Annotated in this window: 10 protein-coding genes; 4 read left to right on the forward strand and 6 right to left on the reverse strand. The window is 40.4% G+C overall.

Going from position 1 to position 14858, the window contains the following annotated elements:
* The first annotated feature begins 571 nt into the window (after positions 1 to 571).
* Entirely contained in the window at positions 572 to 769 is a 198-nt protein-coding gene (locus V7K69_RS18220) for an NblA/ycf18 family protein (RefSeq protein ID WP_335036761.1), read from the forward strand.
* A 482-nt stretch (positions 770 to 1251) separates the two neighbouring features.
* On the opposite strand, the gene V7K69_RS18225 is transcribed toward V7K69_RS18220, so the two are convergent.
* The 4 genes from V7K69_RS18225 to V7K69_RS18240 all read right to left on the reverse strand — a co-directional run bounded on the left by V7K69_RS18225 (position 1252) and on the right by V7K69_RS18240 (position 7004).
* Positions 1252 to 2805 carry a serine/threonine-protein kinase gene (locus V7K69_RS18225; RefSeq protein ID WP_335036763.1) on the reverse strand — a complete coding sequence of 518 codons (1554 nt, stop codon included), beginning with the start codon at positions 2803 to 2805 and terminating at the stop codon, positions 1252 to 1254.
* An 882-nt stretch (positions 2806 to 3687) separates the two neighbouring features.
* The gene (locus tag V7K69_RS18230; RefSeq protein WP_335036765.1) at positions 3688 to 4701 is read right to left on the reverse strand and encodes a glycosyltransferase family 2 protein; all 1014 of its coding nucleotides are present in this window, start codon (positions 4699 to 4701) and stop codon (positions 3688 to 3690) included.
* A 487-nt stretch (positions 4702 to 5188) separates the two neighbouring features.
* Complete coding sequence (locus V7K69_RS18235; protein ID WP_335036767.1) at positions 5189 to 5635, reverse strand: hypothetical protein; 447 nt, start codon at positions 5633 to 5635, stop codon at positions 5189 to 5191.
* A gap of 130 nt (positions 5636 to 5765) precedes the next feature.
* Complete coding sequence (locus V7K69_RS18240; RefSeq protein WP_335036769.1) at positions 5766 to 7004, reverse strand: anhydro-N-acetylmuramic acid kinase; 1239 nt, start codon at positions 7002 to 7004, stop codon at positions 5766 to 5768.
* 701 nt (positions 7005 to 7705) lie between these two features.
* Here V7K69_RS18240 and V7K69_RS18245 point away from each other — a divergent pair.
* Complete coding sequence (locus tag V7K69_RS18245) at positions 7706 to 8491, forward strand: Npun_F0296 family exosortase-dependent surface protein (RefSeq protein WP_335036771.1); 786 nt, start codon at positions 7706 to 7708, stop codon at positions 8489 to 8491.
* A gap of 492 nt (positions 8492 to 8983) precedes the next feature.
* A complete protein-coding gene (locus tag V7K69_RS18250) occupies positions 8984 to 10351 on the forward strand; it encodes a folate/biopterin family MFS transporter (RefSeq protein WP_442936157.1) in 1368 nt (455 codons plus the stop codon).
* 218 nt (positions 10352 to 10569) lie between these two features.
* Here the strand turns inward: V7K69_RS18250 and V7K69_RS18255 are convergent, their stop codons facing one another.
* Positions 10570 to 11700, reverse strand: a complete 1131-nt coding sequence (locus tag V7K69_RS18255) for a universal stress protein (RefSeq protein WP_335036773.1) — start codon at positions 11698 to 11700, stop codon at positions 10570 to 10572.
* 415 nt (positions 11701 to 12115) lie between these two features.
* On the opposite strand from V7K69_RS18255, the gene V7K69_RS18260 reads away from it, so the two are divergent.
* Positions 12116 to 13879 carry a calcium-binding protein gene (locus V7K69_RS18260; protein WP_335036775.1) on the forward strand — a complete coding sequence of 588 codons (1764 nt, stop codon included), beginning with the start codon at positions 12116 to 12118 and terminating at the stop codon, positions 13877 to 13879.
* A 171-nt stretch (positions 13880 to 14050) separates the two neighbouring features.
* Here the strand turns inward: V7K69_RS18260 and kdpC are convergent, their stop codons facing one another.
* Entirely contained in the window at positions 14051 to 14653 is a 603-nt protein-coding gene (gene kdpC / locus V7K69_RS18265; protein ID WP_335036777.1) for a K(+)-transporting ATPase subunit C, read from the reverse strand.
* Positions 14654 to 14858 lie beyond the last annotated feature (205 nt).

The raw sequence follows: 14858 nt of genomic DNA on the forward strand, positions 1-14858 counted from the left end.
AGCATTTTTAGTTTTTACAATTTGATACAAATATTTTTAGCCTCCAAAGTCACCTAATGAGGCTGAATTTGCATAAAATTGATAAATTGACATCTTGCACATAATAAGGTAGAGCGACTATAATTCACGCTTATTACCATTCATTTCTCAACCTCCTGAAAGTCCTAGCTTCCCAAGCTTCCTCCATATTTATTTGTGGAGCCAGAGTGTCTTAATGTTTTTCTCAAACAGGAAAACGTATAAAACTCAGGACAAAATCTACTTATCTCCTCAAAAGAGATCAGTGCAAAGCAGAAATGGTTGAGAGATAGTTATATCTACACTTCGTTCAAACAGAGCTTATTTTCCGGAATACGGCTCGGCTGACTTGGGTAGTATATCAGCAGGATTAGGTGCAAGATATCATATCAAAAAAAATCCACACTTTAGGATGTGGGCAATGTGTCAAACAATTGTTATCTTTCTTAATACGAAGGAACAAATGTTGGACGCATACAAGTCCAATTATTATCCCATTTGGACTTCTACAAGCGATATCACCTTTACGTGTTTTTTTCGGAGTTAAATAAATATGAACCAACCAATGAAACTATCCTTGGAACAGCAATTCAGCATATGCTCATTTGCCACTCAAGTACAGAATATGAGCCACGATCAAGCTAAAGACTTTCTAGTAAAGCTCTATGAGCAAATGGTAGTGCGCGAAGCAACTTATCAGGAGCTTCTTAAGCAACAGTGGGGCTTAGATTCCGGTTCCACTATGGCATAGAGTCGTTCTACTGTCGCAGTGGACGACCTCCTTCTCTTGCTTGGTTCCAAGGAGGAAAAGAGCTGGGGATGTCGGGGCGTCAACTTCGATAAACAATTCTAAAAGAGCGGCGGAAGAATTCAATTCAATAAATCAACTAACAACTAGTAAAACTTTTGGCTGCACATCTGCTGGAGTCTAAACATAACTTTAGCTTTGCAAGCTAAACTTACCGTTCACTTGAGCAAAACTCTTTTACTGTCTCTTTTGTCTAGTCAGAGAATTACACCTGCGTAAACTTACAACTCTCTGAAATCTGAAATGTGTACACAAGAATATTCAGAGATAACTTAGACATCCCTGATTTTGCAGCTCGTGTTTTCACTCTTTATACATATAACTAGAACTTACATCTTTATATATAATTTGTTTATAAAAGTTTACATTCTTTGATTTAGCAGCTCTTGCCTACATATATTACATATAATACTAAGAAATTATTCCTAGCTGGAAAGATCGTATGGAGAATCTGTATCAATGCTTTCCAGTTTTGCCAGAATTTGAGGCTTAATTTTTTCGTACTCGCTTTTGAGCAAGCTTTTACTCATTTGTGGGTCGGCAGAAGACATCAATGTGTTGCTCATTGCAACCCACTCTTGCAGTCGTTGACGCTGGGCAGAAGCGACGCTGGAAGGTAAGATGTGTGTACACCGATTTGGTGTTTCTCGGGCAAAGAACAACAGTCGGTAGTAACCTGTGTGTTGTAATAACCGGGTAATTTCTTGACCAAGACTGGTTTTAAGATCAAGGTAGTAAGGTAACCATTTGGCACCATGCTTGCGGTTGTAAATGACAGTAATCCATAGCAACATGGGATGGGGAATAGAGATGAAAAGAAATTGGTTATAGCGGGTACAGAGTAAGCGCTTCTGAATTTCTTCTTGCGGTAGCATCACCCATAGCGCTGGTAAAACCTCTCCATTGCTTTGAATGGACTGAGGAAACACAATATCGGCAATTGGTTTATTTTGGGGCCAGGAAATAGCACGAGCGATTTCATCGTTAGACAAGGATGCCCGCAAATCGGCTTTAGTCTTCTGTTCAAGCTCAGGACTAGCCGTAGTAATAGGAATTAGGGCATAGCTATCTTGCTTAACTTTGTGTGTATGCTCAGGTTTTTCTAGAGATGCTAAAACTCTTAAGATTTCGGTGATACTTTGAGGGCGATCGCGTGCTACCTTCGCTAGACAACTCATCACTAAATTTTCGATTTCTTTTGGTAGTTCTAACCCAGGTGCAACCTCAGCAAAAGAACGTGGTTTTTGATAGTGATGTGTTTTATACCATGCTCCAAAAGAATGAGTTTGTGCCACCAATGGCATTTTGCCTGTCAGCATCTCAAACATCATTACACCCAAACTATAAATATCAGCACGGTTGTCTAATTCCTTACCCTCCATCTGTTCGGGAGAAGAATAAGCTAATGTCCCCAAATAGAATTTTGTATGGTCGCCATCCGACTGTAATAACTTAGCAATACCAAAATCTAGAACCTTGACCAATTCTCCGAAACTAGGATCTTGAATCACTAGCATATTGCTTGGCTTGACATCCCGATGGATAATTGGGCAAATTGTGCCCTCAACTGGGATGCCATCATGAGCGCACTGTAACCCCAGACTTAGTTGACGCGCCATACTCAAAAATCTTGGTAAAGGCAGTCGTTGCTTACGAATAATATTGTTTAGGCTTTGTCCTTGTAAATATTCCATAACGTAGAATGGGGTATTATTCTCATCTACGCCATAGTCCATAACTCGGACAATATGGATACTTTTTTGCCCTAGTAAAGCACAGGTTTTTGCTTCTCGCTCAAAGCGGTCTTGCAATCGCATCTTTTCATTTTGAATTGATAGAGCGAGAAACTTAACGGCGACAGGTACACCTCCCAGCAAAGTATCTTTAGCACGATAAACTCGACCCATTGCTCCAGTACCGATTAACTCCTGGAGTTGGTAGCGTTTGCTGAGTAAGCGACCAATGTTGGGGTCTGACATAGAGAATTTGAATCCAAAAGCAGGTTGTAAATGTTTAGGAGAAAAAGTGCATTCAAACTGATATCTGAATTATTGCGCCCAGAAATGACTTTCTAGATTCGTACAATAAGGCAGAAATAGAAGTCAAAAAACAAAAAGCTTATAGGATAGGCTGTTGGATGATTTCCAATCGTTGCTCTATCTACACAGTTCTGTGCTAGTACACTTGGATGGAAATTTGCCTATCTTTAAGAAGAGGATTTTGCCTCAAGTCTTGTTTAATTAAGATAGTAAGTACATTTACGCAGTGTTATACTAGCTTTTTCTAGCCCTCTTTTAGAAGATTGCAGCCATTCTGTGGTAGTTTGCAACAGAGATGGTAATTACAACTGGTGCAATATACCAGAGCAAACAAGCAGAAAGAGTAGATAATGAAGCTTCATATCATTTTGCACTTTAATTATGTTGTAGTTTTAGTTTGCCCAATTTTGAGTCAATAGATAACTCTAGCATCTGCCAAAAATCTTAATTGGGAACTACCACACTCACTACAGAGTTATGATAACTGAGTGATGAGTCAGGGTTTTGAATATCAATAAAGCATCAGGAAAAGAGATAAGGGCTTCCTGGCTAGCTTTTATCAGCTCCAAGCCCTTGTGTCTCATACATAAAAAGTTCTCTAGTTTGCTAGAATTTGTAACTGTGATTTTAGTGGTCCATGACTCACAAGTAAAGTTTTACTTGATTAATACTTTCATTCTACTTCTAGCAAAAATATCTTCTGCTTTTATTTTTTTCAGTAGCGATAACAATAGATACTTATTGCTTGACCAGGTTTTTAACCTTCAGACTTAATTATAACTAGGTGAAAATGTATTATTCATACATAAAATTGTAATAATATCAATTCACTATTTTTCGTTTTTTCTGTAGGTTATAGGACATATCAAAAACTGATTTATTACCCATTACATAGTATTGTATTCGACGTTTAATAATATTGTTCAACCGGGAAATAAAAACATAAAAAAAGTGCGGATTTTTTATGATTTCTCTTAATGCTGTTAACCATTTTCTTTGCTTTATAGGCACTACAACTTGATAGTAAGCTAGATGTTTTTTATAGGATGCAAGATTATAAGATAGAGCAAGCATTAAAGCTGCATTGTTTTTCACCCTTTCTTGTTGCATGAAAGAATTAGTAGCTGTGCTGCATTGATTTAGACGTGATAATATACTTTGACGTACAAGAGAAATAGGGCGTGAGCGGTAGAAATAATAGGGTTCTGGGACAATAAAAAAGCGGGCACCATTGATTAGGCATTCCACATCAAGCCAAAAATCTTCAGCCATGCTCAGACTTTCATCGTACAGAATGCCGTGCTTAACCAAAAATTCCCGTTTGAATATAGGCTTGCTTAAACCCAAAGCCAACGCTGGTTCTCCATAGACAGCACTTTTTACAAAAGAAATGAGATCGATTTGGAGAGCTTCATCTATATATTTCCCATTTTCTTGAATAAATGTACTCCAAGGAGATGTTGCGCCATCGTGGATTAAATAGAGATCGTCAGCAATTATGTCTGCATTTGTTTTCTCTGCCAGCAACAGAAGTTTTTCTAATCTTTCAGGAGCATACCAGTCATCTGAATCAAGAACAGCAACCCATTCTCCTTCGGCTGCTTTAATGGCACGATTACGCGCAGCTGAAACTCCAAGGTTTTGTTGATTAACTATTACTTTAAGGCGTTGATCAATAAAACTTTTAGCGACTTCAACAGTTTTATCACTTGAACCATCATCGACTATAATTACTTCAATATCACTGAGCGTTTGCTCTAAGGCTGACTGTATCGCCTTCCCAATATAAGCTTCAGTATTATAAGCAGGAATAATGACGGATACTTTAGGATTCATAAAACTGAACTCCTGATTACACAGTTAGTTAAAAATCTTAAGATTATGAATATAAGTTTGATAACTTCTTTTTTACTATACAACTAAGTAGTCGGCAGGGCAAACGCATTTAAAATTACTCTTGCTCGCAACCAAGATTAAGAACCAACGAAAAAATGCTTATTTTTCGTTTGGTTTAGTTTGCAAGATCAAAGCGATGTCTAGAACGGGCTATGACACTCTCTACGAGACGCTGTGCCTAGCTTGTTTGCTTTGCAGCAGGACGAATACTCACTATCGCTATCGCTTATTTTTTATCAATAAACAAGTCTTAATGATATTTTTTAAACTTTATTGAGAATAAATTAATTTTGTTGATATTATGTGTTGCCTTGAGTAAATTGGTGAAAATAAACTTGAACTTTGCTAAACCATTACGTTGCTAGAGTTATTTAGACAATATGGCTTCAGTTTACAGGTTAGACTTACAGCAGTGAGGTCATTGCTCTTAGGTTGATTGACGCTCTAGGCTAACTTCCATTGTGTTAGTTAAAAAATGACCAGCCAAGATACCACTACTTAGGTAATATTTATCTTCGGAAATCCGATGTAGGGTTTCAAAGCCACTACGACGCTGACGATCGCCTAGTACCCAGTAACGCTGCACAATAGTATCTAGACCAATCCAGCCTTCACCTTCAACTTGCCCCAAAATATTATGTTGTAGTAAAAAGGTATACTGACGCTCTCCCTCATGCAGTCGTCCTTTGTATTGTAGAGAGATTTCTGAGCGATCGCTACCAGGAAATATTAGCTTTGTAGCCATAGTGAACCAGTTATCTCGATTCCAAGCTACCAAGGTCATACCCTTGACGCTAATTGGCATACCATTTCGTTCTAGCCAATTTCCTTGCATTGCCCAGCGTCCTGGTTCCAATAAAAAAGTATGAGCCACCTTATATATTCCCTGTCTTGATCGAGTACCGCCAAGATTACAGTTATAACAGTGCTGTTAGCGATAGCGGGGTGTTTATTCCGTCCTGAGTGAAGAATGAAGAAATTTTTTATTGTTCCTGTTTCAAAACTCAGAACTGACTTTGGTGAATTTCTCCCAAAAGGACTTCTTGAGGTGCCCCAGTAGCAGTAGGTAGATTGCCAGGAATGCCCAAATGCCGCCAGTAGGCTAAAACTGCAAAAGCGATCGCTTCTTTAAAATCTGCATTTAATCCAACTTCATCTGTAGCCAATACTGGGATTGATGCCAATAATAACTCTAATCGACGTTTCAAATAGAGATTGCGGCTACCACCACCACATAATAGTACTCGTTGTGGCATTTCTGGCAAAAAAGTGCGGTAACTATGAACAATCGAAGCAGCTGTCAGTTCCGTCAGAGTTGCCAGTATATCAGCAGGATTGAGTTGGTATTCTTGGGCATCCTTTAAACACTGATATAGATAAGTCATACCAAATAACTCTCGACCAGTAGATTTGGGCGGTGGTAAATGAAAGTAATCTTGGTTGAGCCATTGTTCTACCAAAGGATGGCAAGGAGTACCACTTGCTGCCCAATTGCCATTTTCATCGTAAGTTTTAGCACCAGCGCTTAAATGCTCCACTGCCAGATCCAACAGACTATTTCCTGGACCAGTATCCCAAGCGCGAATTTTTGAGAGCCAGTCACCATGCCGAGGCGGAATATAAGCTACATTACCAATGCCACCAATGTTTTGAATACAACGCCCTTCTTTCGGATGACTGAGCAAATAGGCATCTACTCTGGGCACAAGAGGCGCACCATGACCACCAATAGCGATATCAGCAACGCGGAAGTTGCTCACGGTTGTAATGCCCGTAAGATAGGCAATTAATTCACCCCGCCCTAGTTGGAGACTATAACCCAAAGGAGTGCTAAGTGCTGAATTAGAAGTGAGCATTTCTCTCCCCCTGCTCCTCTGCTCCCCTACTGCCCCTGCTCCTTCTTTGGGTGGTCGATGATAAACCGTCTGACCGTGAGAGCCAATGAGAGTAGCTACCTGATGACCAATTTGAATATTTTGGGCGGCTTGGGCAAAGACTTGGGCGATCGCATCATCTATTTCTGCTAATTCTGCCATTGAGATGGCAACACCTGCACCAACTGCCAAGATTCTTTCTCTGAGTTCGGCTGGATAAGGATATGTTTTACCGGCTAGTAACTCAACTTTAAGATCCAATTCTGTACCGGAAATCTCTACTAACACAGCATCTATGCCATCGACAGATGTGCCACTAATTAAACCGATAACGCGAGTAGGAACAGCAACTTCTTCAGTCGGATGCATTGTTCAAGATTCTTTTGTTGATTGCAAGAGGTAGTTTAATTCATGCTACTACCCATGTCAAAAAAACTCAGGTGGCGTAGTTTACTGGAGAAAGACGAATTATGAGGGAAAGGGTGAGAGGCAGACGACAGAATAACGTCGTATTCCCTTGAAGTCAAAAGAATAATTTTGAAATTACAGCAATTCCAGGGTTATGAAATGTATGAGACTTATCTGGATATATTGTGAAAATTGATGGATCGGTTGCCATCAAGAGATTGTGAAGTTAATTACACAGCAAAATGCAGGTTATGTAATTACCTGAGAGAAGAACCAAGATAATCTTGTTCTTGAAGTTGAAAAACTATTCAGCCAAGGAATAAGCACTGATTTTAAATGGTTTGACATCGCACAATGCCTCATGCCTTCTTGACCTATAAGCCTAAAATATAAACTGCCTGCAAATCACAAGACAGCACTTTTTATAAATGAAGCTTGTTTACAATTTAGCACTGATAACTTCGCATTTTTTACATAAAGCTATAGATATCACAGAACATAATATCAGTAATTATCCTCTAAATAAAGTCTAACAACCTGCATTTTTATCTGGATATAGTCAAATCAAAAAAATAGTAATCCCTCTGATGTTTGAATCTAGAAGTACATCGCACAATGAGGCTATGAACACAAGAGATTAAAAAACAAAAAAGGATTGTCAAATGAAAAATCTTTTAATTAAGTCTGCGATCGCTTCTAGTGTAGTTTTGTCTTTAGCTACTATTACCCGTCCTGCAACGGCTGCGTCTTTTTCCATATCAATAGAAGATGCAGGCAAACAAACTGCAAACTACTCAAATCTTCTTAGTTATAATGTACAAAATTTTGATGGTTCAACAACAGGTTACAGTGCAGCAGGCTTGCAATGGACTGGTGTTGGTAACTATACAAATACTCTAATCGTGGATAAAGACCAATATGGTGGTGCTGGTGGAACAGGCAAATATTTTGATGTAGATACGAGCAGATCGGGTAATAAGCAAACGGTTTCTACCTTAGATTTGACAAACAATCCACAAAGTTACTTTGGACTTTGGTGGTCTGCGGGAGACGCTAATAACGTACTTGAATTTTATTCAAAAGGTAGTCTTGTAGAAAGAATTACTACTGCTGATGTGGTTAGTTATATCGCAAAGCTACCAAATAAAACCAGCTACTACGGTAATCCTAATTCACCAACTCAAAATACTGGAGAACCCTATGCGTTCATCAACTTCTATGATGTTGCCGGAACTTTTGATCAGGTTAAATTCACCAATGTTGGCGGAACTGGTTTTGAATCAGATAATCACACAGTCGCCACTGGCTACAAGAGTATCACTGGTAATGTCATTAGAGCAGTTCCTGAGTCTTCTTCTATGTTAGGAATTTTTGCAATTGGTTTTGTGGGTGCTGCTTCAGTTATGACCCGTCAAGCCAAGAAAAAGTCAGTTTTGCAATTGTCTTAAGTCTAGTGGCTTGCAAACAACGCAATTTTTAGCTCACATTAATTATCTTTTGCACTTCTGATGATAATTAAGAGAATATCACTCTCAAGCGATGCCTACGCCACTTTAATAGCACTGCTTTAAAGCAATTTTATTAAAGACACCAATTCTAGCTCAGTAAGATTTGCCTGATTTTCTCTATGCCTTACTCCCAGGCTCCACTTCGCGTAGCGTGCCATAGGCAAGATTTCAGAAGTTCCAGCAAAAACTCAACATTAAACACAAGTTAGGGTGAGCTTACTTAGGTAAACTCACCCTAATTGTTTTGCTGTTTATTTTATGGGCAACGACTCTATAACACTTAAGATAATGCCTAGATTACCTTCTGCTTAGAGATATTGATTGGCATTACCCAGCCTAAAAACTTAACTTGACATTGAACTGATCCTAAAGCCTAGGTTTTAAGAATCGGTATGATAGAAAAGTAGATAAAACTTAAAAAATATTTATCGAATGGTGCTTCAATCATCTGGCTTGTCCAAGGTCAAAGACTCATTCACACAAAAAATCTTCTTGGGTAATGAACCCAATGCGGAGTTAATTGCAATTCTCACTGTTTACTTTGTTCAAGGAATTTTAGGGCTATCGCGTTTAGCCGTGAGCTTTTTCCTCAAAGATGAACTGTTGCTGAGTCCAGTCCAGGTGTCGGCGCTATTGGGAATTGTTTTCCTACCTTGGATGATTAAGCCGGTGTTTGGTTTTATCTCTGATGGCTTACCTATATTTGGTTATCGTCGTCGTCCTTACTTGATTTTATCCGGGGTACTAGGAACTGCTTCCTGGATTAGTTTGGCCACAATAGTTCATACTAGCTGGGCAGCTACGTTAGCGATCGCTCTTGGTTCTCTTAGTGTCGCCATGAGTGACGTGATAGTTGACTCGCTAGTTGTGGAACGTGCCAGAGGTGAATCCCAAGCAAAAGCCGGTTCACTACAATCTTTATGCTGGGGTGCTTCTGCGATCGGAGGTTTAATAACAGCATACTTCAGCGGTCTGCTGCTTCAATACTTTACTACCCGTACTGTCTTTGGAATTACCGCCTTATTTCCTCTCATTGTCTCAGGGGCAGCTTGGTTAATTGCGGAATCTCCCGTTAGTAAAGATACCAATGAGAGTAATCAAACTAACCCTTTACCAATCAAATATCAACTGAAGCAGCTACGCCAAGCTATTACCCAAAAAACAATTTGGCTACCAACGGCTTTTGTCTTCATCTGGCAAGCTACCCCAAATGCTGAATCAGCCTTTTTCTACTTCTCTACCAACGAATTACACTTTGAACCAGAATTTTTGGGGCGGGTAAACTTGGTGACAAGTTTCGCTTCTTTAGCAGGAGTTTGGATTTTTCAACGTTTCCTCAAAAGCATTCCTTTTCGCGTGATTTTTGCTTGGAGTACCGTCCTTTCTTCAATGTTAGGGATGACGATGCTGTTGTTAGTGACTCACACAAATCGGCTGTTGGGTATAGATGACCACTGGTTTAGTTTGGGCGATAGTCTTATTCTCACTGTGATGGGGAAAATTGCCTTTATGCAAGTCATGGTTCTAGCAGCAAGGCTTTGTCCCTCTGGTGTGGAAGCAACGTTATTTGCCTTGTTGATGTCGGTATTTAATTCAGCAGGAACAGTTTCCCAAGCATTGGGGGCATTACTCACCTATTGGCTAGGGATCACTGCAACTAACTTTGAGTCACTTTGGCTATTGGTGATAATTACTAACCTTAGTACGCTGTTGCCTCTACCATTTATCAACTGGCTACCTGCTGCTGAAGAGCAAGCTGAGACATCCAAAGATGGGGAACAAGCTTCTTACCTGATTTGATGTCTGAGTTGGTACTGAGAGAACCTAGAGTCGGAAATAGTGTAATAAATCCAAAGTTGAGTCAGTGCGCTGCCTCCCTGTTGCAACCTTTCTGGAAGCTCAGTCGGGTTTCGTTTTCCACTACGTTAATGCTTTTGAGGTAGGAGAGGAAGTTCTGATTGACTCCATTTGTTACCAAGATTTACCAAAAGGGGAGCCTAAAGGGGAAATTTGATCTCTTATTTGGATGAAACCATTTTTTCGCTGGCAATGATATGCAAATCGATATTTTTGAGCAAGCGCACCAATTTTTGCGTCAAAGACCCTTTGAGGAGCATTTGCCAGCGCGATCGCTGACTCTCTCCAATTACAATTTGGGTAATCCGATATTTCTCGGCGACTTCTGCGATCGCATTAGCTACGTTACTATTGGTAACACGAAGAAAAGTACCTTCAAATTCGTTACAGAGTTTCTCACAAGTGTGGATGTGTAGGCTTTCCTCTTTAGTGAGGAAGCGCTCTGGATCGGCAACAAATAAGGTATAAAGGGGCGCGTTCATATAGTTAGCCAGCCTCGCACCCCGGCGTAACAACTGTACTGAGTTGGGATAAGTGGATACACACACCAAAACCCGCTCGTGAATATTACAGGATTGTCCATTGGGGGTAGTAGCGATCGCATTTTCTTCTACGTTGTCTGCGACTTCGCGTAAAGCTAACTCCCGCAAAGCAATCAGGTTACGGCGTTGGAAAAAATTATCAAGGGATTGTTGGATTTTTTGGGGTGCGTAAATCTTGCCTTCTAATAACCGTTCTTGCAATGTTTCCGGCGTGACATCCACTACCACTATTTCATCAGCTTCATCCAGAATTCTGTCAGGAACTCGCTCACGGACGACTACACCAGTAATTCTAGCTACTAAGTCATTGAGACTTTCCAAATGTTGCACATTCATTGTGGAGTAGACATCAATACCTGCTGCCAAAACGACTTCTACATCTTCGTAGCGTTTTTCGCGTGGGGAACCAGGAACGTTGGTATGGGCAAGTTCATCGATTAAGGCTAATTGGGGCGATCGCTTTAAAATAGCATCTGTATCCATATCCGTTAACGTCAACTCACCGCGAGGATATTGCTTACGGGGTAAAATCTCCAGTCCCTCTGCCTTCTCCTCCGTATCCTTGCGTCCGTGAGTTTCCAAAAGCCCAACAATGACATCAATTCCTTCTTGTTTAAGTGCATGTCCCTCTTCTAGCATCCGGTAGGTTTTCCCTACTCCAGGAGCCATACCAATAAATATTTTATGCTTGCCGCGCCGTGTGGGATAAGCGGAATAATTTGCAGATATCGAAGGCGTATTGCTAACCAAACCAATATTCGTATGATTAAATATTCAAGTTTGTACTAATTATATCAAGTTTAGTTGCGTAGGTGGAGCTAACTGAAGCGATCGCCTATCAGGTTTTTGGCGAAAAATCTTAAAACACGACGTAATTTCTGATACTACATCATCCTGAGAAGAAACTAAGTTTTCTTAGCTGATGAATTTATGAAAATAATGGATTAGTTTTAGATTCGCTTTAATGAGGCAGACGTAAGGCTGCAAGGTCATTTGATATCTGGGCTGATGCTTCAATTTACATCTTTTCACAAAAATTTCAATATTAAATGTGTTCCAGCAAACATGTATTTTAAACAATTTAATGATTTATTTATATTTGTATAAAGCATTGTGTCAGAAGTCAAATCCAGGCACATATTTAACGCAAGGAAAATTAAACTACATGGCTACATCTCTTCAATTGGTGGCAGATCAAAATCAGGCCGCTGTAGATAGTACTGGGGATGTTGCTCCCTCACCTATATTGAACCTTGATACATTGAATGAGCAATTACTTTCGGGCAAGGTAACTGCTGTTGATTTAGCCAAATTATTAAGTGATCCAGCTTTTGTTGAAGAAAGCAGGTTGGCTTACCCAACTCCTGAAATTATTACAACCACTAGCGATGCAGCTACTGAGTTTGTTGTCAAGTTAGCTCCTGAGGTAGCAAATGACCCGGCGGCTTTCAAGGCATTTTTGACAGCTGCTAATCAGCTAACGCCATCAAGTGATATCCGTCTCAAGCTGGTTCACATTATTGTTGGGACTGCTGGTAATGACTTTTTGGTCGGAAAAGCCACCCATGATTACATTTTTGGTCTGGATGGTAATGACCTGCTACTAGGACAAGGCGGAAATGACTACCTTTTTGGAGGTCATGGCAATGATATCCTCTTCGGTGGAATTGGTAACGATATTCTGTTTGGCGAAAGCGGAGATGACATTCTGTTTAATGATGCAGGCAGTGATGTCCTCATAGGTGGTATTGGTAATGATTACTTTTACGTATTAGATCCTAGTGGTAGCAGCGTGCTGAGTGGTGACAGTGGGATTGACACCGCTGACTACAGTGCTTTAAGTCAGGCAATTACCTTGAAGTCTACTGGAACCGTGACAAAAGGAATTGGGTTTGGTACAGACCAACTGGTTCAAGTCGAGAGAATTTTTGCAACTTCATCACTCAACGACTGGATTGACGCATCTGATGCAACCAGTCCAACCTCAGTAACCGTTAATTTATCAACTAATTCTCTGATTGTGAATAATGTTCCTGGTCTAGGAACGCTCAACTTCACAGTCAGCGGTTTTGAGAATGTCAGAGGTACGGCTCAAAATGACAGTATTACTGGTAACAATGCTAATAACACTCTCATTGGTGGTGCTGGCAATGATGTGTTCGGTGGTAGCCGGGGCAATGATATCATCAACGGTGATGCAGGAACTGACACAGCAGACTACAGTGCGCTAGGACAAACCATAGTTCTCGGCCCTACGGGTACTGTTACTAAAGCAGGTGGATTTGGTTCTGACCAGTTGAACGGCATTGAAACTATTACAGCTTCTACCCTGCTGGGCGATACGATCAATAACTCCACTGCAACGGGTAGTACCAGCATTACGGCAAATCTGGCTATCAACAGTTTGATTGTGAATAATGTTCCTTTTCTGGGAACGCTCAACTTCACTGTCAATAACTTTGAGAACGTGACAGGTACAGCTCAAAACGACATCATTACTGGCAATGCTGGCAACAACATTCTCAGTGGCGGTGCTGGCAATGATTTCTTAGCGGGTGATGCTGGTAACGATACTCTCATCGGTGGTAGTGGCATTGATATCTTAACCGGTGGTGCTGGTAGCGATCGCTTCACCTTCTCAAATCCTGCGGAGGGTTTAGATATTATCACTGATTTTGCCTCTGCCCCTGATACGATCGCAGTTTCTGCCTCTGGTTTTGGTGCTGGTCTAACTTTAGGTACTCTTTCAGGTCTTAAGTTCTTTGTGGGTGCTTCTGCAACAACCGCCACTCAACGGTTTATCTATAACAATTTGACGGGTGGATTGTTCTTTGATGTTGATGGTAATGGTGCTACTGCACAACAGCAGATTGCTAGCCTAACCTCTGCTCCAGTCGTGACATCCAGTGATATCCTGGTGATTGCTTAACAGCTAGTTGTCGTAAAATGGGTTAAAAACGTGGGGAGTGTGGGGAGCCAGATTTCTTCCCCATCCTCCCACACCTCCCACACCTCCCACACTCCTCTTCTCCCTCTGCCTACACTATGCGTGAGAAATCCGGGTATAAGCTCTTGCGCCCCGACAAATATAAAAAGCCCCTCATAGATTTTGCTGACGATTAATATCTTGCAAGTCAAGAGCATAATTCAATCGGAGAACATTGACTCCCGGCTCACCAAAAATCCATAAAAATCTGCCATCGGTATACTTGTTAATTAAACGTAGGATCTCATCTTCTTTGACTCCCCGCGCACCAGCAACCCGTGTCAATTGCTGACGTGCTGCTTTGAAGGAAATATGCGGATCTAAACCAGAACCAGAGGTATAAATCATATCAGCAATCGGTTGAAGATTTTCGTCTCGCAATTGATTTGCCTCTTCTAGAATCCGCTTTAGTAGTTCTGGATTGCTAGCAGCAAGATTGCTGGCTCCAGATATGCCAGTTGGCTTGGCTTTTTTTCCTTGGCTATATCTAACAGTACTGGGACGAGGATGGAAATATCGCTCAGATGTGAATACTTGACCAATCAAAGCTGAACCAATTGGTTCATTATTTAGATTCAGCATAATGCTGCCATTCGCTTGATAGGGCAAAAAAACTTGACCCACTACAAGAATGATCAGAGGATAGATGATTGCAGTCAACAACCAAAGCATTAGAGTTATAAAAATTGCTCTGATAGTTTCTCGAATAATAGCCATAAAAACTTTTCCAATTATTACTAAAATTAATTTTTAATTTTAATTCTTTTACCCAATTAGAACGATGTTCAAAGATGCTGCTGCTAACAGCATAAATGTCTGGGGCAATTACCACATTCAAGCACAGCAGGATAAAAATAGCGAGTGTGAGTGTTGTTTAAGCAATTGCGACCAAACAAAGAACATCGCCTGTATCAGATTTATC

Source organism: Nostoc sp., assembly GCF_036917775.1.
In the GTDB taxonomy this organism is placed as follows: Bacteria; Cyanobacteriota; Cyanobacteriia; order Cyanobacteriales; family Nostocaceae; genus Nostoc.